The organism is Burkholderia sp. AU17457, from assembly GCF_002223255.1.
In the GTDB taxonomy this organism is placed as follows: domain Bacteria; phylum Pseudomonadota; class Gammaproteobacteria; order Burkholderiales; family Burkholderiaceae; genus Burkholderia; species Burkholderia sola.
In genome coordinates this window covers 486,094-510,808 of sequence record NZ_NKFB01000005.1, presented here as the reverse complement: position 1 = coordinate 510,808, position 24,715 = coordinate 486,094, and the positions used below count along the sequence as shown (strand labels likewise).

Below are 24,715 nucleotides of genomic sequence, written 5' to 3'. Positions count from 1 at the left end.
ACGACGCACAGTGTGCGCCTTTGGACGGCCGCCCGACAAAAAATTGACACAAATCAGGCACTTAATCCTAGCCTTGCGAGGCGAACCGGGTATAATTCTCCGTTTCCCTAAATCGATTTTTCGATGGTTGGGTTGTTCACTGCTTTCACGCTAACACCGGGAGTGGGAATGTCCAATCTGAGCGATGCGCTTCAGTTGAAGTCGGCCCACAGCCAGCTTCCAGTCACTGCATATTTCGATGAGGCGCTGCTTGAGCGCGAGATCGAAACCCTCTTCAAGAAAGGTCCTCGTTACGTCGGGCACGAGCTGATGGTGCCCGAGGCGGGAGACTATTTTGCGCTGCCGTCCGAGAAGGAAGGCCGCGTGCTGGTCCGTAACCAGACGAACCGGATCGAACTGCTGTCGAACGTGTGCCGCCACCGGCAGGCGATCATGCTCAACGGGCGCGGCCATGCACAGAACATCGTGTGTCCGCTGCACCGCTGGACGTACGACCTCGATGGCCAGCTGCTCGGCGCGCCGCACTTCCCCGACAAGCCGTGCCTGAACCTCGGCAAGAGCCCGCTGCAGAACTGGCAGGGGCTGCTGTTCGAGGCCGAGGGCCGCAACGTCGCGCGCGATCTCGCGAACCTCGGCACGAAGCATCACTTCGACTTCTCCGAGTACCAGTTCGATCACGTCGAAGTGCACGAGTGCGATTACAACTGGAAGACGTTCATCGAGGTCTACCTCGAGGATTACCACGTCGTCCCGTTCCACCCGGGCCTCGGCAGCTTCGTGTCGTGCGACGATCTCAAATGGGAGTTCGGCGACTGGTACAGCGTGCAGACGGTCGGCGTGCACAACGCCCTCGCGAAACCGGGCAGCACGACTTACCAGAAATGGCACGAACAGGTGCTGAAGTTCCGCAACGGCGTGCCGCCGGAGTTCGGCGCGATCTGGATGGTGTACTACCCGGGCCTGATGATCGAGTGGTATCCGCACGTGCTGGTGGTGTCGTGGCTGATTCCGCGCGGGCCGCAGAAGACGACCAACATCGTCGAGTTCTATTACCCCGAGGAAATCGCGCTGTTCGAACGCGAATTCGTCGAGGCCGAGCGTGCCGCCTATATGGAAACGGCCGTCGAGGACGACGAGATCGCGATGCGGATGGACGCGGGCCGCCGTGCGCTGATGGCCCGCGGCGAGTCGCAGGTCGGCCCGTACCAAAGCCCGATGGAAGACGGGATGCAGCACTTCCACGAGTTCCTGCGCCGCCACCTCGGCGACCTCTGACAGCGGCTGCGGCGCGTTGACGCCGCGCGGCATCCGGCAGACGAAAAGACGGGCTTCGGCCCGTCTTTTTTTGTTTAGACTTGGAGTGTCAGGCCATTTGCACTCCAGGGAGTCGTCATGTCGCACACTCATTACACCACGCTCATCTCCGCCGCCAATCTCGCCGAGCGCCTGGCCGCGGCGCCCGGCAGCGTCGCGCTGTTCGACTGCCGCTTCGATCTCGCCGATCCCGGCGCCGGCGAAGCCGCCTACGCAGCCGGTCACCTTCCCGGCGCGCACTATCTTCATCTCGACCGCGACCTGTCGGGCCGCAAGACGGGCACCAACGGCCGCCATCCGCTGCCGACCCGCGACGCGCTCGCGACGCTGCTCGCCAGCCGCGGCCTCAAGCAGGGTCAGCAGGTCGTCGCGTACGACGCGCAAGGCGGCGCCTATGCGGCGCGCCTGTGGTGGCTGCTGCGCTGGCTCGGCCACGATTCGGTTGCCGTGCTCGATGGCGGCCTGCAGGCCTGGGAAGCGGCCGGCCAGCCGCTGACGACCGACGTGCCGCACCCGGCCGCCGGCGACTTCCGCTCGGCCACGCCACTCGAATCGACGGTCGATGCAGCGACCGTGCTGGCGAACGTGTCATCGCCCGCGCGCGTCGTGATCGATGCACGCGCACCGGATCGCTATCGCGGCGAAAACGAAACGATCGATCGGGTGGGCGGCCACATTCCGGGCGCGCGCAACCGCTTCTTCAAGGACAACCTGACCACCGACGGCCGCTTCAAGACCGGTCATGAACTGCGTGAGGCATTCACCGCCGTGCTGGCCGGCACCGAGCCGAACCGCGTGATCCTGCAATGCGGCTCCGGCGTCACCGCATGCCACAACGCGCTGGCGCTGGAAGTGGCCGGCCTGCACGGCGCGTCGCTGTATCCGGGCTCGTGGAGCGAATGGAGCGCCGATCCGTCGCGGCCGATCGCGACCGGCCCGAATCCTTGAGCGCCCGCGCGGCGCGACGACGATGATGCGGCGGCCGATGCCGCGGCGGCCGGTGCCGCGGCGACCGATGCCGCCGCTCGTCGTTTACATCACGCCGTACTTTTGGAACCACTCGATCGCGCGCTTCCAGCCGTCCTCGGCATCGCCCTTCACGTAACTCGGCCGGTAGTCGGCGAAGAACGCGTGACCGGCATCCGGATACACGACGATCTCCGATTCGCGCGCGCGCTTCGAATCGCTCGCCTGGATCGCCTTGCGCATGTCCGCGAGCGACGCCTGCGTGATGTTCTGATCCTTCTCGCCATACAGCCCGAGCACCGGCACCTTCAGCAACGACGCATGGTCGACCGGATTGAACGGCGTCATCTCGTCGGTCTTGCCTTCGACGAAGCCGTACCACGCCACGGCGGCCAGCACGTGCGGATTGTGCTCCGCATACAGCCACGCCTGGCGACCGCCCCAGCAAAACCCCGTCACGCCAAGACGCGACAGGTCGCCGCCGTTCTTGCCGGCCCACGCGACGGTCGCATCGAGATCCTCCGTCACCTGCCGGTCCGGCACCTTGCTGATGATGTGGTCGTACAGCTCCTTCATCGTCGGATACTTCGCCGCATTGCCCTGCCGGGCGAACAGGTCGGGCGCGATCGCGAGATAGCCGAGCTTCGCGAAGCGCCGGCACACATCGGCGATATGCGCGTGCACGCCGAAGATCTCGTGGATCACGATGACGACCGGCAGGTTCGTCTTGTCGACCGGCTGTGCGCGATACGCCGGAATACTCGCATCGCCCGAGCGGATCTCGATGGTGTCGACGTCCAGCCCGGCGCTGTCGGTCGTGACCGTCTGCGCCGACACGGGCAGCACGGCCGCCGCGAAGGTGCCGCCGAGCGCAGCCTGCATGAACTTGCGGCGCGAGAACGGGACGTGGGGGACCAGGCTGTCGACTTCGGGTTTCAACATGAATGCACTCCTCGATTGGGCGCCGCCGTCACGATCGCCGATACGGCATGACGGAGCATCGCACCGGCGCGCGGCGCGGAAGTCGCGGCGGTTGGCACGCCGCCGCAAACGAAAACCCGGACAAGATGCCCAATAATCCGTTGTCGCGTCAACTGTCGGATGTGTAAGACTCGATTACGACACGAGGCGGCGCCGAATCGATCGTCGCGCGAACCCTGGCGAATCGAAAAGAAAAACGGGCGGCGAACACGCACGACATGCGCATTCCCCGCCCGCTCCGCGTGCGACGACGCGATCAGTGCAGCTTGACGCGCGGCAGCGTCGTGCGCCGCAGCCAGTGCGCGACCGTGTCGAGCATCATCCGCGGATAACCGTGCAGCGCCGCGATGTGCAGCCGGTACAGCGACATGTACATGAAGCGCGCGAACAGCCCTTCGATCAGCATGTTGCCGCCGATCAGCCCGCCCATCAGGTTGCCGACCGCGCTGAAGTGGCCGAGCGACACGAGCGAGCCGAAATCGCGGTACGTGAACTCCGGCAGCGAGCGGCCTTCGAGCCGGCAGCCGATCGCCTTGAGCAGGAAACTCGCCTGCTGGTGCGCCGCCTGGGCGCGCGGCGGCACGTTGCGTTCGTTGCCCGGCCATGCGCAGGCCGCACAATCGCCGAGTGCGAACACGTTGTCGTCGGTGAAGGTCTGCAGCGTGCGGCGCACGTCGAGTTGACCGAGCTTGTTGACCTGAAGGCCGTCGAGGTGCGACAGCACGGACGGCGCCTTGATGCCGGCCGCCCACACCGTCAGGTCCGCGCGCACCGCCTTGCCGCTCGCGGTATGCACGAACCCGGGCGCCACCTCGGTCACGCGCTCGCTGAGCATCAGCCGCACGCCGAGCTTTTCGAGCAGTTCGGCCGTCGCCGTCGACACGCGCTCCTGCAGTGCCGGCAGGATCCGCGGCCCCGATTCGATCAGCACGATGCCGACGTCATGGCGCGGATCGAGCTTGTGCAGCCCGTACACGGACAGCACCTGCGCGGTATTGCGCAGCTCCGCGGACAACTCGACGCCCGTCGCGCCGCCGCCGACGATCACGACCTGGATACGCGGCTCGGCCGACTCGCCGGGCACGGTAGGCGCCGGCGCCTGGTGCTCGGCGCGCATGCATGCCGCGATCAGCCGCTTGCGGAAGCGTTCGGCCTCCCCGACCGTGTCGAGTGCGATCGCGTTTTCCGGCGCGCCCTGCACGCCGAAGAAGTGGGTCGTGCTGCCGATCGCGATCACCAGCGTGTCGTATTCCAGCTCGCGCGCCGGCAGCAGTTCCTCGCCGTCGCTGTCGTTGAGCGGCGACAGCGTGACGCGCTTCGCCGCGCGGTCGAGCCCGGTCAGCTCGCCCTGCTGGAACTCGAAGCCGTGCCAGCGCGCCTGCGCTGCATATTCGAGTTCCTGCGTGAACGGGTCCATGCTGCCGGCCGCGACCTCGTGCAGCAGCGGTTTCCAGATGTGAGTCGGATTGCGGTCGACGAGCGTGACGAGCGCACGCGCGGGACGATTGCCGCGCGCGCCGTAACGGTCGCCGAGCCGCGTCGCCAGTTCCAGGCCACCCGCGCCTCCGCCTACGATGATGATCCGATGCATCTGATTCCCCCTTTGCGAGTCGAAATGCTGCCGCCGGATGAAGCAAACGCGATGCACGCGCGCCGCCCGGTGGATTAACCGGTTCGGACATCATCGATGTGCAGTTCGAAGCACTACGATGCGGCCGATCCGGCACGCGGGGCGCGCCGCCCCGCTTCAATGACATGCCTGACATGCATTGTCCGGGAGCTTGCGCGTTGACCACAAGCAAACCATCTCGATATTTGGCATCCCTGCAACAATATGCCGCGGGAAGCGGGGAATCGCACGGGGTGCGTCAGTGTGCCTCTTCCCAGTTCGCGCCGGCGCCCACTTCGGCGACCAGCGGCACCTTCAGCTTCGCGACGCCGCACATCATTTCCGGCAGTTTCTCGCGCACGAGCGACAGCTCGCTTTCGGGCACCTCGAGCACCAGTTCGTCGTGCACCTGCATGATCATTCGCGACGCAAGCCGGTCGCGCGTGAGCCAGTCGTCCACCGCGATCATCGACAGCTTGATCAGGTCGGCCGCCGTGCCCTGCATCGGTGCATTGATGGCCGCGCGCTCGGCCGCCTGGCGGCGCGGACCGTTGCCGCCGTTGATCTCCGGCAGCCACAGGCGGCGACCGAAAACGGTTTCGACGTAGCCCTTCTCCTTCGCCGCCGCGCGCGTGTCTTCCATGTACTGCGCGACGCCCGGATAGCGCGCGAAATAGCGGTCGATATAGAGCTTCGCCGCGTCGCGCGTGATGCCGAGATTCGATGCGAGCCCGAACGCGCTCATCCCGTAGATGAGCCCGAAGTTGATTACCTTCGCGATCCGGCGCTGGTCGGAATTGACCTCCAGCGGCGTCACGCCGAACACCTCGGCGGCCGTCGCGCGGTGGATGTCCTCGCCCTGCGAGAACGCACGCAGCAGCGACGCGTCGCCCGAGATGTGCGCCATGATCCGCAGTTCGATCTGCGAATAGTCGGCCGACACGATCCGGTGGCCCGGCGAGGCGATGAACGCTTCGCGGATACGCCGGCCTTCGGCCGTGCGCACCGGAATGTTCTGAAGATTGGGATCGTTCGACGCAAGGCGGCCCGTCACCGCGACGGCCTGCGCATAATTCGTGTGCACGCGGCCGGTGGCGGGGTTCACCATCCGCGGCAGCTTGTCGGTATAGGTCGACTTCAGTTTCGACAGCCCGCGATGCTCGAGCAGCAGCTTCGGCAGCGGGTAGTCCTCCGCCAGCTTCTGCAGCACTTCCTCGTCCGTCGACGGCGCGCCGCTCGGCGTCTTCTTCACGACCGGCAACTGCAGCTTCTCGAAGAAGATCTGCCCGATCTGCTTCGGCGAGCCGAGATTGAATTCGCCACCCGCCAGTTCGTATGCCTCGCCCTCGAGTTCGATCAGGCGCGTCGCGATTTCGGTGCTCTGCGCGTGCAGGCGCGCATCGTCGATCAGCACGCCGGTGCGCTCCATCTTGCGCAGCACGAGCGACACCGGCATCTCGATCTCGCGATACACGCGCTCGAGGCCCGGCTCGCGCGCGACCTGCGGATACAGCGCGTGATGAAGCTGCAGCGTGATGTCGGCGTCTTCGGCCGCGTATTCGGCGGCCTGCGCGAGCGCCACTTCATCGAAACCGATCTGTTTCGCGCCCTTGCCGGCCACGTCCTCGTACTTGATCGTCTTGACGCCCAGATGACGCAGCGCGAGGCTGTCCATGTCGTGCGTGCGGTGCGATTCGAGCACGTACGATTCGAGCAGCGTGTCGTGCTCGATACCGTTCAACGCGATGTCGTAGTTCGCGAGCACCTGTGCGTCGTACTTCAGGTGCTGGCCGACCTTCTTGCGATCGGCCGATTCGAGCCACGGCTTCAGGCGCGCGAGCACTTCGTCGAGCGGAAGCTGCTCGGGCATGTCGGGGCCGCGGTGCGCGACCGGCAGGTAGGCCGCCTTGCCCGGCTCGATCGAGAACGACAGGCCGACGAGCCGCGCGAGCATCGGATCGAGCGCGGTCGTCTCGGTGTCGAACGCGGTCAGCGCGGCCGCGTCGATCTTCGCGAACCACGCATCGAACTGTTCCCAGGTCTGGATCGTGTCGTATTCGCGCACGACGTCGGCTGCGATCACCGGGGCCGGCTCGCCTTCCGGCGCATCGGCGCCGCCGCCTTCGGCCGGTGCGCTCTCGACTTCACGCAGCCAGGTCTTGAAGCCATAGCGCGCGAAAATGTCGCGCAACAGGTCGCGCGCCTCGCCGTCGCTCTTCAGCGAAGCTTCGATCGAGTCGAGATGCGGCGCGAGATCGCAGGCCGTGTCGACCGTCACGAGCCGGCGGCCGAGCGGCAGGAAGTCGAGCGCGCGGCGCAGGTTGTCGCCGACCACGCCCTTGATCTCGGCCGCGTGTTCGATGACGCCGTCGAGGCTGTCGTATTGCGACAGCCATTTCACGGCCGTCTTCGGCCCGCATTTCTCGACGCCCGGCACGTTGTCGACGGTGTCGCCGATCAGCGCGAGGTAGTCGATGATGCGCTCGGGCGGCACGCCGAACTTCGCGAGCACGCCGTCGCGGTCGAGCGTCTCGTTGGTCATCGTGTTGACGAGCGTGACGCGGTCGGTCACGAGCTGCGCGAGATCCTTGTCGCCCGTCGACACGATCACGTTCATCCCGTGCCGTTCGGCTTCGCGCGCGAGCGTGCCGATCACGTCGTCGGCCTCGACGCCTTCGACCATCAGCAGCGGCCAGCCGAGCGCGCGCACCGCGCCGTGGATCGGCTCGACCTGCAACGCGAGGTCGGGCGGCATCGACGGACGGTTTGCCTTATAGTCGGCATATAGGTCGTCGCGGAACGTCTTGCCCTTTGCATCGAACACGCAAGCGCTATACTCTGCACTGACTTCCTTGCGCATACGGCGCAGCATGTTGATGATTCCGTAGAGCGCTCCGGTCGGCTCCCCGCCAGGGCCACGCAAATCAGGCATCGCATGGTAAGCCCGATACAGATAGCTCGAACCGTCAACCAATAGCAGGGTCTTACCTTCCAGATTTCGTTCTTCAGGCATTATGAACAAGAGAAAAGTGATTCCGAGTCTGCGTTCGCTCGCAGATCAAGAGCGCGCGACGGCCAAGAAGGCGCGCGCATCGTGGCAGATGTTCACGATTATGGCAGAGTTTATCGAGGCGACCGAGTACCTGTCGGAGATCCGCCCGGCTGTCAGCATCTACGGTTCTGCCCGCCTCAAACCCGACACGCCGCACTACAAGCTCGCCGCGCAGATCGCGCGCAAGCTGTCGGACGCCGGCTTCGCGGTGATCTCCGGCGGCGGCCCCGGCATCATGGAAGCCGCGAACAAGGGCGCGCACGCCGGCAAGGCGCCGTCGGTCGGCCTGAACATCGAGCTGCCGCACGAACAGGCCGGCAACCACTATCAGGACATCTCGCTGCGCTTCCGCCACTTCTTCACGCGCAAGGTCACGTTCGTGAAGAATTCGGATGCGGTGATCGTGATGCCGGGCGGCTTCGGCACGCTCGACGAACTGTCCGAAGTGCTCACGCTGATCCAGACGAAAAAATCGCGCCTCGTGCCGATCATTCTCGTCGGCAGCGAATTCTGGCAGGGGCTGCTGCAATGGTTCCGCGATCAACTGATTCCGATGGGCCTGATCAATCCGGAAGACATGGATCTGATGCAGGTGATCGACGATCCCGACCAGGTGCTCGACGCGGTGCTCGCGTTCTACGAGGACAGCGGCGAGGAAGAAGGTTCGGACGACGACGATCATCCGCCGCGCCCGGAAGAAGACCGGATGTTCTATCTGTAACTATTCGGTGACGACAGCCGGCCCGACGGCCGGTTGTCGTGCTTCGCACGCGACCGACATCGTGGTCCGGCGGCACGCCGGGCGCGACTTTGTAACGCGCTGTTAATACCGTTCACCGCCGCGCGCGGTCGAATGTCAAATCCCCGCAGTCGGCGCTGCGTCATGCGACGGGCTCAGCCGCACCGGCGGCCCGCCACTGTCAAATGGATGGCCCTTCGCGCGCCTGCGCGCCGCCAATCCTCCGTAATAATCATGACTCGCCTTTTCCGTCGCGCGGCAGCACACTGCATTGTGTCGACGCGGCGTTCCCCCGGTGGAACGGTCCCCCTCGCTTCCATCGCGTCGCGTCGGCCCATTCATCACGACACCACGGAAAAGAACATGCAACGCTCGCTGATCGCCCTCGCTTTCGCCGGCCTCGGCCTTTCGCTGTCCGGCCTCGCTCACGCCGTCAACGTCGACGTCAACATCGGCACGCCCGCGCCGGTCGTCGTCGCACCCGCGCCCGTCGTGGTCGCCCCGGCACCGGCGGTAATCGTCGGCTGGCACGGCGACCGCTACTGGGACGGCCGCCGCTACTGGGAACGCCGCGAATGGGAAGATCATCAGCGTCATCGCGGTCATGGCGGCTATCACTGCCCGCCGGGACACGCAAAGAAGGGTGAGTGCTGAGCCCCGGCCTTGCCGCTTTGAGCCGCCTGCACCGCAAATCGGCGATCTGCCGACGCAGGCGCGCCCTTCTATCGAGCCGCCCTGACCGGGCCGAAAGAACGTCGACCGACGCCCCCACCCTCGGCAGTCACACACGTCACGCCCGCGCTTGTGATGGCGCAAATACGCCTGCGCCGCGCAATCAGCCCGCTGTCGGGAGATTGCCGGTTCGCGCCGCGATATCGATCCGATGCTCGACGATATCGGCCATGTCGTCGCTGACGATCGACTCGGCCGTCACGCCCGGCTGCCAGTCGCAGAATTCGCCGCGCAACGGCGCGAGAAAACGACGGGCCAGCGAATACGGCGCCGCAACACGGAAAGATGCTCACGTTCCGGCGACAACACGGCCTCGCCCGGTTCGTGTCGATGCAGAGCCGGTACAGCCTGGTCTGCCGCGACGACGAGCGCGACATGCTGCCGTCGGTGACACTAGCGAATACCGTCATCGCATTCAATCGATTCCCCGTACCGGGCACGCCTTCATGGCACTGCTCAGAACGGAGACCGTAGCGATCACAATGACGAGAAAAAGCCGACGGCCGATGAACGATGAAATCTCGAGGCTACCGGCGCCTCCCCCGGCTTGCGCAGTAGAGGCCGCTCCGTCGCGCCATCGACGCGTTCCCTTCTCTGTCACGCTTGAACCTGCGAACGAGGCGCACCCAAGGATGGATGCGCCTCTTTCACGGCTTAATTAACGAGGTAGCACCAACACGGTTTGGGTTTGCTCGGGCCGACTACTGCGACGGGTTTGCAAGGATCGGAGGGGCCGAGCACCGCTTCTCTTTCGCAAGGCGGCTTCGGCTTGGATGGACCGATCACCGCTTGGGCCATGGCCGACAGCGAAGCAGTGAGCATCAGGGAAGCCAGCAGGATTTTGATTTTCATCGGATATGTCTACTCTCAATATTATAAGAATCAATTGGATCGGCTGTTCGCCGTTCCTTCGTGCGGGCGTCGGACAACGCCACGCAGGAGAGCATACTTTCGATGACAAGGACAAAACTATAGGACAACTTCCAAATTGGAGAATATGGTCACGTCCGAGTACGAAGGCCGCATTGCGGCCACGACGAGTGTCCGGACGACCGGAGGGGTAACGCAGGCGCGCGCCCGCCGCCGCGAAGCCCGGCAGGGCATCGCCCTCCCCCTGCCAGTCATGCGCGTTACTGGAACGCCACTTCCGCGAAGCTCCGCAGCTTCCGGCTATGCAGCTTGTCGAGCCCGTTCGTGCGAAGGATCTCCATCGCCTTCACGCCGATCTGCAGATGCTGGTCGACCTGCCCGCGATAGAACGTGTCGGCCATGCCCGGCAGTTTCAGCTCGCCATGCAGCGGCTTGTCCGACACGCACAGCAGCGTGCCGTACGGCACGCGGAAGCGGAAACCGTTGGCGGCGATCGTCGCGCTTTCCATGTCGAGCGCGATCGCGCGGCTCTGCGACAGCCGCTGCACGGGTTCGCGATGGTCGCGCAGCTCCCAGTTGCGGTTATCGACGCTCGCGACCGTGCCCGTGCGCATCACGCGCTTCAGCTCCACGCCCTCGAGCCGCGTGACCTCGGCCACGCCGCGCTCGAGCGCGAGCTGCACTTCGGCCAGCGCCGGGATCGGCACCCACAGCGGCAGGTCGGCGTCGAGCACGTGATCTTCCCGCACGTAACCGTGCGCGAGCACGTAGTCGCCGAGACGCTGCGTGTTGCGCAGCCCCGCGCAGTGACCGAGCATCACCCACGCGTGCGGACGCAGCACCGCGATGTGATCGGTGATCGTCTTCGCGTTCGACGGACCGACGCCGATGTTGACCATCGTGATCCCGCTGCCGTCCGCGCGCTTCAGGTGATACGCGGGCATCTGCGGCAGGCGCGGCGGCGCGGTGCCCTCGGCCGGCTCGCCGCCGAGGTTCGCGTTGTACGTGACGACGTCGCCCGGCTCGACGAACGCGCTGTACTCGCTGCGGTACGCGCGCACCTCGGGATCGTCGCTTTCCGTCATCATCGTGCGGCCGAGCTTCACGAACTCGTCGATGTAGAACTGGTAGTTCGTGTAGAGCACATAGTTCTGGAAATGCGTGGGCGACGTCGCCGTATAGTGGCGCAGCCGATGCAGCGAGAAGTCGACGCGCGCGGCGGTGAACAGCGCGAGCGGATGCGGCTCGCCCGGCGCCGGCTCGAACGTGCCGTTGACGATGCGGTCGTCGAGATACGACAGGTCGGGCGTGTCGAAGATGTCGCGCATCGCGAGCAGGCGGTCGCGATCGAGTTCGCCCTCGAGATGGATGCCTTCCGGAAACGCGAAATGGATCGGAATCGGCTGCGACGACACGCCGATCTCGATCTTGACATGGTGGTTCTTCGCCAGCAGGCGCAGTTGCTCGCGGTAGTAGTTCGCGAAGAGATCGGGGCGCGTGACCGTCGTCTCGAACACGCCCGGCCCCGCGACGAAGCCGTACGAGCGGCGCGAATCGACGTGCGTGTTGACGTCGGTGCGGATCCGCACGAACGGATAGCACGCGCGCACGTGCTCGGTGATCGCTTCGTGGCGGCGATAGCGCGCGAACGCATCGCGCAGGAAACCCGTATTCGTGTCGTAAATGGCGGACAGCCGCGCGACGGCAGCGATCGGATCGTCGAAAGCCTCGGTCGACGGGCTTTCGGGCGACAGCACACGGTGCCGGCGGCTCAAATCGTTCTTCATTTTCATCACCTCGTCTGATCCGACGACATTACCACGGAACCCGGTCGCCCTTATGGTCGCCCTGCGCACGCGGGGGCCGGATGGCGCGCAGTATTTGCTAAAATCGGTAGGTTCACTGGAGACTCATCATGAAGCCGCTCATTTTCGTCGCCGCTGCCGTCGCGTTTGCCGCCGCCGGCGTCGCCCACGCCGCCGGCGGCACGCCTGACGCCGACGCGCAGGCCCGGGCCGAGGCCAACGAAGCCGCCGGCCTGCCCGATCTCCGCAAGATCAACCGGCCGGGCGCCGAAGTCACGTCGAAAGTGGACTTCGCCGACATCCGCCGCACGCCGAGCTTCCACGAAAAGAGCAAGAACGGCACCGAAGTCACCGAGTACCGCGACCGCGGCAAGCCGGTCGAGATCGACGTGAAGTCGAACTTCGGCACGCGCTACCAGATGAGCTCGACGCCCGACACGTCGCCGAAGCCGCACGACGCGGGCATCCCGATCACGCGCCTGCCGTCGCTGAACCTGCGCTACTGATTCCGTGGCGCCGCGCACCGACCGCGCCGCGCCGCCCCTTCACCTGCTGTCGCGCTGCACGCCGCCCGCGTGCCGACACCCTGACCTGACGCATCCGCATGGCCGTTTTCACCGCTGTTTCCGACTCCGATCTCGCGCAATGGATGCGCCACTACGAACTGGGCGACGTGCTTGCGTTCCGCGGCATTCCGTCCGGTATCGAAAACAGCAATTTCTTCCTGACGACGACGCGCGGCGAATACGTCCTCACGATCTTCGAAAAGCTCACGGCGCAGCAGTTGCCGTTCTACCTCGACCTGATGCGCCACCTGGCCGCCCACGGCGTGCCGGTGCCGGACCCGGTCCCGCGCGACGACGGCGCGCTGTTCGGCGAGCTGCACGGCAAGCCGGCCGCGATCGTCACGAAGCTCGACGGCGCGGCCGAACTCGCGCCCGGCGTCGAACACTGCATCGAGGTCGGGCAGATGCTCGCGCGCCTGCACCTCGCGGGGCGCGACTATCCGCGCAGCCAGCCGAACCTGCGCAGCCTGCCGTGGTGGCAGGAGAACGTACCGGCGATCGTGCCGTTCATCACGGACGCGCAACGCACGCTGCTCGAAAGCGAGCTCGCGCACCAGGCCGGTTTCTTCGCGTCGGACGACTATGCGGCGCTGCCGGCCGGCCCATGCCATTGCGACCTGTTCCGCGACAACGTGCTGTTCGCGCACGCGGCGCCCGGCACCGGCCACGACGTGCGGCTCGGCGGCTTCTTCGACTTCTATTTCGCGGGCTGCGACAAGTGGCTGTTCGACGTCGCGGTTACCGTCAACGACTGGTGCGTCGACCTTGCGACCGGCGTGCTCGACGTCGCGCGCGCCGATGCGCTGCTGCGCGCGTACCAGACGGTCCGGCCGTTCACGGCCGAGGAACGCCGCCACTGGAGCGACATGCTGCGCGCCGGCGCGTACCGCTTCTGGGTGTCGCGCCTGTACGACTTCTACCTGCCGCGCGCGGCCGAGATGCTCAAGCCGCACGACCCCGGCCATTTCGAACGCATTCTGCGTGAGCGTATCGCGCATACGCCCGCGCTTCCCGAGATCCAAACCGCATGCAACTGATCGAAGTGCCCGCGAAAACGGGCTATGTCTGGTTCCGTCAAGGCATCTGGCTGTTCCGCCGGAATCCGCTCGCATTCATTACGCTGTTCTTCACGTACCTGCTCGCGATCACGCTGGTGTCGATGGTGCCCGTGATCGGCTCCGCGCTGCCGCTGGTGTTCATTCCCGGCATCGCGGTCGGCTTCATGGCCGCGTGCCGCGACACGGTGGCCGGCAAGACCGTGATGCCGACGATCCTCGTCGACGGCTTTCGCTCGTACGGCACCGTCGCGACGCAGCGGCTGCTCGTGCTCGGCGTGATCTACGTCGTGTCGATGGTGCTGGTGTTCGCGGCATCGTCGCTCGTGGACGGCGGCGCGCTGTTCCACGTGATGATGGGCGCGGCCGACGAAGCGAACACGACGCCCGAGACGCTCGCCGCGCAAGGCACGCTGGGCGCGCTGTTCTTCGCGACGCTACTCTATCTGCCGGTCGCGATGCTGTTCTGGTTCGCGCCGGTGCTGGTCGCGTGGCATGACGTTCCGCCCGCGAAGGCGCTGTTCTTCAGCGTCGTCAGTTGCTGGCGCAATCGCGGCGCGTTCGTCGTGTACGGCGTGCTGTGGTTCGGCGTCGCGCTCGGCACGTCGCTCGCGCTGTCGCTGCTGCTGCAGGCGCTCGGCGCCGGCGCGTATGCGCTGACGATCATGATGCCGGTGACGATCATCATCGTCACGATGCTGTACTGCTCGTTCTACGCGACCTATCGCGGCTGCTTCGGCGTGCAGGAACCGGGCGCAACGACGACGATGTCGGGCCGCTGACCCTTCTCCCGGCCGGCGCATGTCGCCGGCCGTCACGCTGTTTCCCGCGCCGGGTGGCCGCCCGGCGCGCTTCCGATCTCTCCCCTTTTCCGGTATCGACCGTCTCTGGTCGCCCCCTGTTCAACCTGAACTTTTGCGCGCAAAATAATTTGTGTACAAATCGTTCGCGCATCCGACGCGCTTCCCGAATCATGGATCGCCTGCCTCCGCTGCCCCAGACGCTCGACGAGCAACTCTGCTTCGCGCTTTACTCGACTTCGCACGCGATGACGAAGGCGTACAAGCCGCTGCTCGACAAGCTGTCGCTGACCTATCCCCAATATCTCGCGATGCTCGTGCTGTGGGAGCGCGACGACCTGGCCGTGAAGGACATCGCAGCACGGCTCGACCTCGATCCGGCCACGGTCACGCCGCTGCTCAAGCGGCTGGAAGCGCTCGGCTACGTCGAGCGCGTGCGCAGCGCGACTGACGAACGCGTCGTCAACGTGCGCGTGACGCCGGAAGGCCGTGCGCTGAAGGACCGCGCGCGCTCGGTGCCCGCCGATCTCTTTTGCGCGATGCAACAGACGCCCGACTTCCTGATCAGGCTGCGCGCCGATCTCCAGCAGTTGCGCGACGCGTTGTCGGTAGCCAACGAACGCTGACACTTCGCGCGCGAAGCCACCCGCCCGGCGCGGGCGGGTTTTTCTTCAAAATTTCATTTGTACACTAATCATTTGTGTTCTATATTTCACTCATGGCCGGCGACATCCCGTCCGACCGGACCGCTTTCCCCCTCTCTTCCCGACAGGAGTTGCACGATGAACATTCTGTACAAGACCAGCGCCACGAGCACGGGCGGCCGCGACGGCCGCGCGGTATCCGCCGACCACAAGCTGGAAGTGAAGCTGGCCGCGCCGCGCGAACTCGGCGGCACGGGCGCGGAAGGCACGAATCCGGAGCAGCTGTTTGCCGCAGGTTACTCGGCCTGTTTCCTGAGCGCGATGAAATTCGTCGCGGGCCAGAACAAGCAGACGCTGCCGGCCGATACGCAAGTGACGGCGGAAGTGGGCATCGGCCCGAACGACGCGGGCGGCTTCGGGCTCGACATCGAACTGCGCGTGTCGCTGCCGGGGCTCGACAAGAACGACGCGCAAGCGCTGGTCGACAAGGCGCACCACGTGTGCCCGTATTCGAACGCCACGCGTAACAACGTGCCGGTGCGCCTGACGGTCGTCTGACGCGACCAGGTTCGGGCTTCGACAGAATACGAAAAGGGCGCGTGCAGCTCGATGCCGCACGCGCCCTTTTGCGCGATTCGTCGAAATGGCGGGCCGGCGGGCCCGCGTGCGCCGCTTAGCGCGCGCCGATCGAATACGGACGGTTCATTGCCGCGTCGCGATCGATCTTGCGCATGCGGAATTCGAGATCGTAGATGTCGGTGGCTTCGGCCAGATACGCGTCGGCGCGCTCTTTCGCGGCCTTTTCGGCGTTCTTGGTCAGCATCAGGAACAGGTGGCTCAGCAGGTACATGGTCGATCTCGCTATTCAAAGGTTCTGGACTAGGGTTTTCCCGAATTATAGGGAAAACCCTAGGCTTTGACCAGCGTCGATCAAACCGTGCGTCGTTCGGTCGCCACAGTGCGGCGATGGGTTTCGAAAAAAGCCCAGATCATCGCGCTTGCGTCGGGGCCGACCGCCGCGTGAAACGGCACGGCTTCGTCGCCGCCCGCCCACGCGTGATCGAGCCCTTTCACGTGACACAGCCGCACGACCGGCTCGCCGTCGCGGCACACGTCGGTAATCTGGACGCCCGTTTTGCGCGTCTCGACGCGCTCGCCGCCACGCAGCGCGCCCCGGCTGTCGGCGAGCCCGTTCAGGCGCATGAACTGGACGGTCAGCTGGTCGGCATTCTTCGGCGCCACGACATGGTCGCCGTCGCCCTGGACGATCAGCGCGGGCATGCCTGGATATGCGCTGGCGTCCACCAGCGCGTCGACCGCCGCGGCCGGGTTCTGCCGCAGCCCGCGGCGCATCACGTCCATCGCGGTGATGCCGGAATTCGCCTCGCCGAGCGCGGGGCCCGAGTGCAACGCGACCGCCGCGAAACGGTCCGGATGGTGCAGCGCAAGCAGCGATGCGAGCCCCGCGCCGGCCGACAGCCCCGCGACGTAGACGCGCGACGCGTCGAAACCCTGCTCGTCGACCAGCGCGTCGACCAGCGCCGCCACCGTGTCCGCCTCGCCGCGCCCCGCGCGGTCGGTGTCTTCATACCAGTGCCAGCACCCATGCGCGTGCGCGCGCAGCGACTGTTCCGGATACAGCACCGCGAAGCCGTGCTTGTCGGCCAGCAGGTTCATCCGCGTGCCCTGCGCGAACTCGTCGACGGACTGCTGGCACCCGTGCAGCATCACGACGAGCGGCATCGCGCCACGCCGGCGGCCGGGCGGCATGTAAAGCGCGTATGCGAGATGCTGGACGAGGCGTCCGAGCGCGGGCGCCATCGGATGTTCGCCGCGCGTCCACTCGCCCGCCGCCCACGCGGCCGCGCGCGGCCGCACGCGCGATTCGCGAGGCGGGGACGGATCGGACACGGCAGGAGAGGCCGCGGCCTCGAGTGCGTCGCGCGCGATGCGCTGCGCATCGCGCGCCGCGCGCTTGGCGACCGGGGACAGCATGCGTTTCATGCCGCCCAGCCACACCTTGGTCAGACTTTTGGTCATCGATCGGGCTCGCAGTCAGGAAAAATAGGGGCGCGATGAAGCCGCCGCAACGGATGCATCGTTTGACTTTGTGCAATGCACCATAACATTGTTTCCAGGATTTTTCCTGCTCGCCGAGCGTTCCCGGCGGCGCAAAAGCGGGCCCCATACGGACACGGCGCTATACTGGGGTTTCGTCGCTTGTATCCGTTGTAGTCGTTCTTCCCGGCTCGCGCGTTGATTTAAGCATTGTCCCGCCTTCGTTCGTCCCCTTCCCGATGTTCGACCTGCCCGCTCACCTGTGGATCATGATCACCGCGTTCGGCGGCGCCGGTCTGACCTTGCCGCTCGCGATCACGATAGCCGTCTGGCTCATGCTCGGCTACTCATGGCAGCGCGCGGCCGCGTGGCTCGGCGTGCTCGCGGCCGCAATCGGCGTGGTCGCGCTCACGAAGATCGCGTTCCTCGGCTGGGGCATCGGCATCCGCGCGTGGGATTTCACCGGCTTCAGCGGCCATGCGATGCTGTCGACGTCGGTGTATCCGGTCGCGATTTTCCTCGCGCTGATCCGCACGCGCACGCCGGTGCGGATCGCCGGCATCGCGCTCGGACTGGCGGCCGGCGTCGCGGTCGGCGTGTCGCGGGTCGCGCTCGACGCGCATTCGCCGTCCGAATCGATCACAGGCTGCATCGTCGGCGCGATCGCCGCGCTCGCGTTCATCGCCGGCTCGTGGCGCGCGGCGCCGCACCGCTGGTCGGTGCCGGCGGTCGTCGCGAGCCTCGCGCTCGTCACCGTGGCGCTCCACGGCCTCACGGTGCCGTCGCATCGCTGGGTCACCAAAGTCGCGCTGGAACTGTCGGGCCACGAGCGCCCCTTCGTCCGCGCGCGCTGGAAGGCCAATCCGAACTACCATCCCGCGTCGCAGCCGTCGTCGCTGCAGCGCACCGAATCGGCGCCGCCTGCGCTTCATGCGTGACCGGCCGCCCGGCCGCCCGTTTTCATGTCTGATCATTTCATGCGCACCGTCGCATGCGCAGTATGTCGAGCGTTATAACCCGCCCTATATTACGATGACGGTTTCCACCCATTCACAACGAAACCCATGCGCTCAACCGCCCGTCCGCTTCGCCGCGCCCTGCTTCGCCTGCTGCCGATCGCCACGCTTGCCGCCGGGGTCGCGCTCAGCGCACCCGCTTGCGCCGCCGACGAACTCGTCGTGTCGGCAGCAGCCAGCCTGACGAACGCGTTCAAGGCCGTCGGCGACGCGTACGAGAAGCAGCATCCGGACACCAAGGTGCTGTTCAACTTCGGCGCATCGGACGTGCTGATGCAGCAGATCGCCAAGGGCGCGCCGGCCGACGTGTTCGCGTCGGCCGACCAGAAGGCGATGGATCGCGCGGTGAACGAGAAGGTGATCGTGCCCGGCACGCGCCGCGACTTCGCGGCGAACTCGCTCGTGCTGATCGTGCCGGCGGACAGCCGCGCGGCCGCGCCGACGTCGCTGAACGACCTGACCGCGCCGGGCGTGAAGCGCATCGCGTACGGCGACCCGGCCTCGGTGCCGGTCGGCCGCTACACCGAGGGCGCGCTACGCACGGCCGGCGTGTGGGATGCGGTCAGCGCGAAGGGCGTGCTGGCCGCCAACGTACGCCAGAGCCTCGACTACGTCGCGCGCGGCGAGGTCGACGCGGGCTTCGTGTTCGGCACCGACGCCGCGATCATGCCGGGCCGCGTGAAAGTCGCGCTGACGGTGCCGACCCGGACGGCCATCACCTACCCGATCGCCGTGGTCAAGGACAGCCGCCACGCCGCGCAGGCGCAGTCGTTCATCGATTTCGTCGCGTCGCCGCAGGGGCAGGCCGTACTGTCGACGTTCGGCTTCAAGCCCGCCAAGTGAGCGAATCGCGATGCAAGACGCCTGGGTCCCGCTGCTGCTGTCGCTGAAGGTTGCCGGCTGGGCGACCGCACTCGACATCGTGCTCGGCGTCGCGGCCGCGTTCGTGCTCGCGCGCTGGCGCTCGCCGCTGCGCGACGTCGTCGATTCCGTGCTGACGCTGCCGCTCGTGCTGCCGCCGACGGTGCTCGGCTATTACCTGCTCGTGCTGCTCGGCCGGCGCGGCGTGTTCGGCGCGTGGCTCGACAAGTTCGGCATCGAACTGGTGTTCACGTGGCAAGGCGCGGTGATCGCGTCGATGGTCGTCGCGTTTCCGCTGATCCTGAAATCGGCGCGCGCGGCGTTCGAAGGCGTCGATCCGCATCTCGAACGCGCCGCGCGCACGCTCGGGCTCGGCGAAGTTGCGGTGTTCTTCCGCGTGACGCTGCCGCTCGCTACGCGCGGGATCCTCGCCGGAGCGCTGCTCGCGTTCGCGCGCGCGCTCGGCGAATTCGGCGCGACGCTGATGATCGCCGGCAACCTGCCCGGCCGCACGCAGACGCTGTCGGTTGCAATCTACGCGGCCGTGCAGGCCGGCGACGACAACACGGCCAACTTCCTCGTGCTGGTGACGTCGATCACCTGCGTGCTCGTGCTGCTCGCGACCGGCTGGCTCGTGCCGTCGCGCGCCCGGCGGAGCCAGTTGACATGAAGCGGCCGTCCTGTCCGTATCAGTGGCGCCGCCCGGCGGCCGGCCCGCTTCGGCGGAGGCCCGCATGAGCGTCGTCGTCGACATCCGCAAGACCTACGCGAACGCCGAGCGCCGCTTCACGCTCGACGTGTCGTTCACGGCGACGACGCAGCGCGTCGTGCTGTTCGGGCCGTCTGGCGCAGGCAAGAGCATGACGCTGCAGGCGATCGCCGGGCTGCTGACGCCCGACGAAGGCGCGATCACGCTGAACGGCGAGCCGCTGTTCGACGCCGCGCGCCGCATCGACGTGCCGACCCGCGAACGCCGTGTCGCGTACCTGTTCCAGGACTATGCGCTGTTCCCGCATCTGAACGTGCGGCAGAACATCGCGTTCGGGCTCACGGCCGGCCTGCGCAACCCGCGCGCGAAAACGGCGCCGCCGGAGGTCGCGTACTGGCTGCGCGCGTTCGATCTCGAATCGCTCGCGGGGCAATATCCGTCGCAACTGTCGGGCGGGCAGAAGCAGCGCGTGGCGCTCGCCCGTGCGCTGGTCGCGCAGCCGCGCATCCTGTTGCTCGACGAACCGTTCGCGGCGCTCGACGGCGCGATGCGCCAGCGGATGCGCCATGAGCTCGCCGAACTGCAGGCGCGGCTCGACATTCCGATGGTGCTGATCTCGCACGACCCCGACGACGTCGCCGCATTCGGCGACCAGGTCGTGCAGTTGAGCGAAGGACGCGTGCAGGCGAGTTCGCCGCACGCCGAGTGGCCGACGCGCGTCACCTGAACGCGCGACGCCGTGGTCGTGAGCGTGGCGCCCGCCGCCACGCTGGAGCCTGAGAGCAGCCGCGTCGCGGCACATGCTGAAAGCGGAAACGAAGCCGGTGCGATGCGCACGCATGCGGCACCGGCTTCACGCCGCCCCGAACGACGGCCCCAGGCCAACGGAAGCCACGCTGCCGGCCGGGTCAGCCGGTCACCGCCAGAATCACGCTCGACGCCTTGAACAGCGCGATCGCGCGCCGGCCGGCGCCGAGCTGCAACGCATCGACGCTGTCGTTGGTCACGACGGCCGTCAGCGTCCCGCCGCCGTCGAGCGCCAGCGTCACCTCGCTGTTCACCGCGCCCGCCGTGACGGCTTCGACGCTGCCGCGCAGCCGGTTGCGCGCGGACACCTTCAGGTCGGGCCCGCCATCGTCGACCGCGAGCACGACCCACGACGCCTTCACCAGCGCGCACGCGCTCGCGCCTTCCCGCAGCCCGAGCGCTTCGGCGCTTTCGTGCGTCAGCACGGCGACGACGGCTTGCCCGCCCGGCAGCGCAAGCGTGACCTCGTCGTTGACGGTGCCGCGCACGATCGACGCGACCTTGCCGAACAACTGGTTGCGCGCGCTCGTCTTCATCCCGATCCGGCCGATCAGCGCCCAGTCGACGTCGAAGCCGGCAACGGCCGCGCTCGCGGCCTCGATGAAACGGCGATGCTCGCGCTCGATCGTGCGGAACGCGGCGATCAGCGACGTCGCGCGCGGCGTCAGCGTCGTGCCGCCGCCGCCCTTGCCGCCCGTCGAACGCGCGACGAGCGGCTCGCCGGCGAGATTGTTCATCGTGTCGACCGCCTCCCAAGCGGCCTTGTAGCTGAGGCCGACGGCCTTCGCCGCGCGCGTGATCGAACCGGTGTCGCCGATCGCCGCGAGCAGCGCGATACGCGTCGCGCCGCCGAGCGTCTGTTCGCCGGCACGCAGCCACAGCTCGCCACCCAGTTCGAGCGGCCCGGCGGACGAGGAAGAATGCGGTGCGTCGGTCATCATCGGCATGCGAGCAGGAAACGGGCGGCCATTATAGGGCCCGGCGCGCGGCGCTCAGCCCGGCTTGCCGTCGAGCTTCGGCGGCCGCAGGCTGGCCAGCAGCGTCTCGGCGTCGCGCGCGGCCCGCTGTTCGAGCGCGGCGCCGTAGCCGCGCACGAAACCGAGCTGATACGGCGGCGCCGCCAGTTGTTCGAGATGGTGCAGCGCGACCATCGCGTCGTTCGCTTCGCCGAGCACGCTCTGCACGCGCGCCAGCGTCTTGACCGTCTCGGTGCGCGTGCGGCGCGACGCCAGCGACGCGAAGAATTCGAGGGCGTAGCGCAGCCGCTTCGCATCGATCCGCACCTGGTGGCGCGCCGCCGTGTCGAGCGACGTGAGCGACGGCGAGCCGTAGAGATGACCGAACAGCCGCCGCACGCGCTTGGTCGCGTGACGCCGCAGCGACGGCGCGTCGTCGTCGCCGGCCGCCGGCAGCGCGAGCGCGCTCAGCCATTCGAGCCAGCCGAGCGTCAGCCGCGCATAGCGGGCCGAATGCAGCGCCTGCCGCAGTTCGACGCGCGCGGCCATCGACTGCGCGCGGGCGGCGTCGAGCGTGCCGTCCCACGCACTGCCGCCGCCGTCGGCCGCGATCAGCGCGGGCAGGCTCTCTGTCGCGAACACGTCCCAGTCGCGCACGGTGCCGAGCAGCGCGGCGAGCCAGCGCAGGTCGACACCGAGCGTGTCCTTCCATTGACGGTCGGTGAAGCGCGGAAAGAAGCGCATCAGCGTGCGCAGGCGGCGCAGCGCGACGCGCATCTGGTGCACGAACTCGGGATCGTCGCGATCGAGCACGCCGCACTCGTTGCCGAGCCATTGCGCGGTGATGTCGCCGGACAGCGCGAACAGCGCGGCGCGCTGCGTGCGGATGCCGCTCAGGTCGACGGGCTGCGCCTTGACCAGCGCGGCGGCTACCGGCCCGCCCGCACAGGCGCGGTCGATCACGCTCGTCAGTTGCACGAAGGCGGGCCACGCGCCGGTCAGTTCGCGCGCCGCGGCAAACAGCGCGTGCAGCGCGGCCGTGCGCGCGGCAACGGTTTCCCAGTCGGGCGCGGCCAGTCGCAACTCCACGTAGCGGCGCGGCGGCTCGCCGCCGCCGTGCAGCGCGATGTCGTCGAGCGTCATCTCGACCACGACGCCGCTGTCATCGGCCCAGCGCCCGCGCCGCCGTTCGCTGACGATGCGCAGCGCCGACGCCTGGGATCGCGCTTCGTCGGTGTCCGATGCAACGCCGTCGATCTCGGCGGCCGGCGCGTCGGCACCGGCCGCGGCACGTGCCGCAGGTACCGGCGACGTCGCGACGACGATGCCCGCGTGCTCCGCGTCGAACAATTCGCGCTGCGTGACGCCGGGCGCGAACGTCTCGGTGCGCGACGCGACGACCCGTGTGCCATGCGCGTTCGCTTCGACCCAGGTCCACCAGCTCGCGCCCGGGCTCCGCTCGGCCTCCTCGATCTGGCACGGCTCGATCGTCACGCGCTCGTGGCCGCGCCGCATCCGGACCTGCGGGCAGATCCGCCACGCGCGCACGAGTTCTGCGCCGAAGTCGCGCTGCGCGCCACGGGCGCGGCTTGCGCCCTTTCCCGGCCACCCTTCCAGCGACAACGACAACACGATTTCCAGCACACGCGACATGGAGGCTCCTGCACAAGAAGGATCGCCGGCGCATCGACCGCGCCGGCGTCGCTCGTGAAGCAACTTCCATAGTACACGCCCCAAAAGAGCGCAGCCGACGATCCGGCCCTGTCTCCCTGTGGCACGTCAAACCGGCACGTCAGACGGCGTATTGCGCGATGCCGTTGCCGAACGACCAGTTCTCCTTCAGCACCTCGACGAGACCGATGAATACGTCTTCCTGCCGCACACCGGGCTGCTGCGACAGGTTGTCGGCGATCGTCCGGTACAGCGCCCGCTTCTGCTCGAGCGTGCGCGTGTTGTTCGCGGTGATCTGGATGATCACGAGATCGTCGCTGCGTTCGATATCGAGGTAATGACGGCCGAACACGAAATTCTCGGCCGCGTGCTCGGTGACGACCATGAAGATGTCGTCCTCGGGCACGTTGAACGTCTGTATCAGCGCGCGTTGCACACCGTCGACGAGGGCCTTGCGGTAGGCGGCCGGTTTGCCTTCGCGTACGGCGATACGGGTGAATGGCATGGTGCTGCTCCTGTCGGTGAGTGACGTTGAAGATCGAAAACACAGCGTCAGGTTAAGCGCGGCAACCTATAATGAACAGTCATTGATGAATATTTCATTCATTTTCAACCGAAATGAAAGTACTCGATCTCGATGCGGTACGCGCGTTCGTGCTGGTCGCCGACCTCGCCAGCTTCACGCGCGCAGCCGATGCGCTCGGCACCACGCAGTCGGCCGTCAGCCTGAAGCTGAAGCGGCTGGAGGCCCATCTCGGCAAGCCGCTGCTGGCGCGCACGCCGCGCGTCGTCAAGCTGGCCGCCGACGGCGAGACTTTCCTGCCGGCCGCCCGCGCGCTGCTCGACGCGCACGAGCACGCGCTCGGCGCGATCTCGACCGGCACGGTGCGCCTGTCGCTCGGCGTCAGCGAGCACGTCGCGGTGCCCGACCTGCCGGCCGTGCTGACGAGCCTGCACCGGCAGGATCCCGGGCTGTCGCTGGAAATGCATCTCGGAGCGTCGACGAGCCTGCTTCCGCAATACGACGAACGGCGGTTCGACGCGGTGATCGTCCGGCACGAGCCCGGCGAGGATCCGCCGCGCGACGACGCCACGCCGCTGTTTACCGAGCCGCTGGCGTGGCTCGCCGCGCCCGACTGGGCGCCGCGCGCAGGCGAGCCGCTGCCGCTCGCTGTGCTGGCCGGCCCCTGCGGGGTGCGGGCCGCCGCGCTGCGCGCGCTCGACCGTGCGGGGCTGCCATGGCGCGAGCGCTTCACGGGCGGCGGGGTCGCGGCGGTCACGGCCGCCGCCGCGGCGGGGCTGGCCGTCTGCCCGCTCGCGCGGCGCGTCGCCCCGCGCACGCTGGTCGACGTCGGCGCGAAATTCGGGCTGCCGGCGCTGCCGCGATCGCAGGTGGTGCTGTATTCGCGCGTCCGCGACGCCCGCGCCGCCGCCGCGCTGCGCAGGTTCGCCGACAGTCTTGCAATCTCGGCGTAAACTAGCGGGCTCCTCCGTAATCTCCAGA

The 24,715-nt window shown here is 67.2% G+C and carries 24 protein-coding genes; 14 read left to right on the top strand and 10 right to left on the bottom strand.

What is annotated here, in order from left to right; all coding sequences use genetic code 11:
- The first annotated feature begins 168 nt into the window (after positions 1–168).
- Both CFB49_RS19555 and CFB49_RS19550 read left to right on the top strand, forming a co-directional pair.
- On the top strand, positions 169–1,275 hold the full coding sequence (locus tag CFB49_RS19555) for an aromatic ring-hydroxylating oxygenase subunit alpha (protein WP_069618510.1): 1,107 nt from the start codon (positions 169–171) through the stop codon (positions 1,273–1,275).
- A 117-nt stretch (positions 1,276–1,392) separates the two neighbouring features.
- Positions 1,393–2,262, top strand: a complete 870-nt coding sequence (locus CFB49_RS19550) for a sulfurtransferase (protein WP_089492074.1) — start codon at positions 1,393–1,395, stop codon at positions 2,260–2,262.
- 84 nt (positions 2,263–2,346) lie between these two features.
- Here CFB49_RS19550 and CFB49_RS19545 read toward each other — a convergent pair whose 3' ends face one another.
- The 3 genes from CFB49_RS19545 to polA all read right to left on the bottom strand — a co-directional run bounded on the left by CFB49_RS19545 (position 2,347) and on the right by polA (position 7,883).
- Positions 2,347–3,222, bottom strand: coding sequence for a dienelactone hydrolase family protein (locus tag CFB49_RS19545; protein WP_069618512.1), 876 nt, complete (start codon positions 3,220–3,222; stop codon positions 2,347–2,349).
- A gap of 295 nt (positions 3,223–3,517) precedes the next feature.
- The gene (locus CFB49_RS19540) at positions 3,518–4,852 is read right to left on the bottom strand and encodes an NAD(P)/FAD-dependent oxidoreductase (RefSeq protein ID WP_089436159.1); all 1,335 of its coding nucleotides are present in this window, start codon (positions 4,850–4,852) and stop codon (positions 3,518–3,520) included.
- A 277-nt stretch (positions 4,853–5,129) separates the two neighbouring features.
- Positions 5,130–7,883 (bottom strand): DNA polymerase I, encoded by a 2,754-nt coding sequence (gene polA / locus CFB49_RS19535; RefSeq protein WP_089436158.1) that lies wholly within the window; start codon positions 7,881–7,883, stop codon positions 5,130–5,132.
- A gap of 1 nt (position 7,884) precedes the next feature.
- Between polA and CFB49_RS19530 the strand changes: the two genes are divergently transcribed.
- Both CFB49_RS19530 and CFB49_RS19525 read left to right on the top strand, forming a co-directional pair.
- Positions 7,885–8,643, top strand: a complete 759-nt coding sequence (locus tag CFB49_RS19530; protein WP_059237322.1) for a TIGR00730 family Rossman fold protein — start codon at positions 7,885–7,887, stop codon at positions 8,641–8,643.
- A gap of 381 nt (positions 8,644–9,024) precedes the next feature.
- A complete protein-coding gene (locus CFB49_RS19525) occupies positions 9,025–9,315 on the top strand; it encodes a hypothetical protein (protein WP_069618515.1) in 291 nt (96 codons plus the stop codon).
- A 732-nt stretch (positions 9,316–10,047) separates the two neighbouring features.
- Here CFB49_RS19525 and CFB49_RS35800 read toward each other — a convergent pair.
- Complete coding sequence (locus CFB49_RS35800) at positions 10,048–10,245, bottom strand: hypothetical protein (RefSeq protein ID WP_124502739.1); 198 nt, start codon at positions 10,243–10,245, stop codon at positions 10,048–10,050.
- A gap of 278 nt (positions 10,246–10,523) precedes the next feature.
- Complete coding sequence (locus tag CFB49_RS19510; RefSeq protein WP_089437061.1) at positions 10,524–12,050, bottom strand: AMP nucleosidase; 1,527 nt, start codon at positions 12,048–12,050, stop codon at positions 10,524–10,526.
- A 128-nt stretch (positions 12,051–12,178) separates the two neighbouring features.
- Here CFB49_RS19510 and CFB49_RS19505 point away from each other — a divergent pair, with 128 nt between their 5' ends.
- The 5 genes from CFB49_RS19505 to CFB49_RS19485 all read left to right on the top strand — a co-directional run bounded on the left by CFB49_RS19505 (position 12,179) and on the right by CFB49_RS19485 (position 15,691).
- A complete protein-coding gene (locus tag CFB49_RS19505; protein WP_006486478.1) occupies positions 12,179–12,574 on the top strand; it encodes a hypothetical protein in 396 nt (131 codons plus the stop codon).
- A gap of 98 nt (positions 12,575–12,672) precedes the next feature.
- Positions 12,673–13,671, top strand: a complete 999-nt coding sequence (locus tag CFB49_RS19500) for a homoserine kinase (protein WP_069618517.1) — start codon at positions 12,673–12,675, stop codon at positions 13,669–13,671.
- On the top strand, positions 13,662–14,471 hold the full coding sequence (locus CFB49_RS19495; RefSeq protein WP_069618518.1) for a BPSS1780 family membrane protein: 810 nt from the start codon (positions 13,662–13,664) through the stop codon (positions 14,469–14,471). The genes CFB49_RS19500 and CFB49_RS19495 overlap by 10 nt, the downstream gene beginning before the upstream one ends.
- 191 nt (positions 14,472–14,662) lie before the next feature.
- Positions 14,663–15,115 carry a MarR family winged helix-turn-helix transcriptional regulator gene (locus CFB49_RS19490; RefSeq protein ID WP_069618519.1) on the top strand — a complete coding sequence of 151 codons (453 nt, stop codon included), beginning with the start codon at positions 14,663–14,665 and terminating at the stop codon, positions 15,113–15,115.
- Positions 15,116–15,271: 156 nt separating this feature from the next.
- Complete coding sequence (locus CFB49_RS19485) at positions 15,272–15,691, top strand: organic hydroperoxide resistance protein (protein ID WP_069618520.1); 420 nt, start codon at positions 15,272–15,274, stop codon at positions 15,689–15,691.
- Positions 15,692–15,806: 115 nt separating this feature from the next.
- Here CFB49_RS19485 and CFB49_RS19480 read toward each other — a convergent pair whose 3' ends face one another.
- Both CFB49_RS19480 and CFB49_RS19475 read right to left on the bottom strand, forming a co-directional pair.
- Complete coding sequence (locus CFB49_RS19480; protein ID WP_069618521.1) at positions 15,807–15,983, bottom strand: DUF3563 family protein; 177 nt, start codon at positions 15,981–15,983, stop codon at positions 15,807–15,809.
- Between the two features lie 80 nt (positions 15,984–16,063).
- Positions 16,064–17,173 (bottom strand): extracellular catalytic domain type 1 short-chain-length polyhydroxyalkanoate depolymerase, encoded by a 1,110-nt coding sequence (locus CFB49_RS19475; RefSeq protein WP_089492073.1) that lies wholly within the window; start codon positions 17,171–17,173, stop codon positions 16,064–16,066.
- A 257-nt stretch (positions 17,174–17,430) separates the two neighbouring features.
- Between CFB49_RS19475 and CFB49_RS19470 the strand changes: the two genes are divergently transcribed.
- The 4 genes from CFB49_RS19470 (at position 17,431) to CFB49_RS19455 (ending at position 20,504) form a co-directional block, all read left to right on the top strand.
- The gene (locus CFB49_RS19470) at positions 17,431–18,129 is read left to right on the top strand and encodes a phosphatase PAP2 family protein (protein WP_089492072.1); all 699 of its coding nucleotides are present in this window, start codon (positions 17,431–17,433) and stop codon (positions 18,127–18,129) included.
- A 126-nt stretch (positions 18,130–18,255) separates the two neighbouring features.
- Positions 18,256–19,050, top strand: a complete 795-nt coding sequence (gene modA / locus CFB49_RS19465) for a molybdate ABC transporter substrate-binding protein (protein ID WP_069618524.1) — start codon at positions 18,256–18,258, stop codon at positions 19,048–19,050.
- Positions 19,051–19,060: 10 nt separating this feature from the next.
- Entirely contained in the window at positions 19,061–19,738 is a 678-nt protein-coding gene (gene modB / locus CFB49_RS19460; RefSeq protein ID WP_089436154.1) for a molybdate ABC transporter permease subunit, read from the top strand.
- 64 nt (positions 19,739–19,802) lie between these two features.
- Positions 19,803–20,504 (top strand): sulfate/molybdate ABC transporter ATP-binding protein, encoded by a 702-nt coding sequence (locus CFB49_RS19455; protein ID WP_069618526.1) that lies wholly within the window; start codon positions 19,803–19,805, stop codon positions 20,502–20,504.
- 181 nt (positions 20,505–20,685) lie between these two features.
- On the opposite strand, the gene CFB49_RS19450 is transcribed toward CFB49_RS19455, so the two are convergent.
- From CFB49_RS19450 to CFB49_RS19440, 3 genes are all read right to left on the bottom strand, one after another.
- On the bottom strand, positions 20,686–21,522 hold the full coding sequence (locus CFB49_RS19450; RefSeq protein WP_089492789.1) for a TOBE domain-containing protein: 837 nt from the start codon (positions 21,520–21,522) through the stop codon (positions 20,686–20,688).
- Between the two features lie 54 nt (positions 21,523–21,576).
- Positions 21,577–23,193 carry a CHAD domain-containing protein gene (locus CFB49_RS19445; RefSeq protein WP_089492071.1) on the bottom strand — a complete coding sequence of 539 codons (1,617 nt, stop codon included), beginning with the start codon at positions 23,191–23,193 and terminating at the stop codon, positions 21,577–21,579.
- A 139-nt stretch (positions 23,194–23,332) separates the two neighbouring features.
- A complete protein-coding gene (locus CFB49_RS19440) occupies positions 23,333–23,716 on the bottom strand; it encodes a tautomerase family protein (protein ID WP_069618528.1) in 384 nt (127 codons plus the stop codon).
- A 113-nt stretch (positions 23,717–23,829) separates the two neighbouring features.
- On the opposite strand from CFB49_RS19440, the gene CFB49_RS19435 reads away from it, so the two are divergent.
- Positions 23,830–24,687, top strand: a complete 858-nt coding sequence (locus CFB49_RS19435; protein ID WP_069618529.1) for a LysR family transcriptional regulator — start codon at positions 23,830–23,832, stop codon at positions 24,685–24,687.
- Positions 24,688–24,715 lie beyond the last annotated feature (28 nt).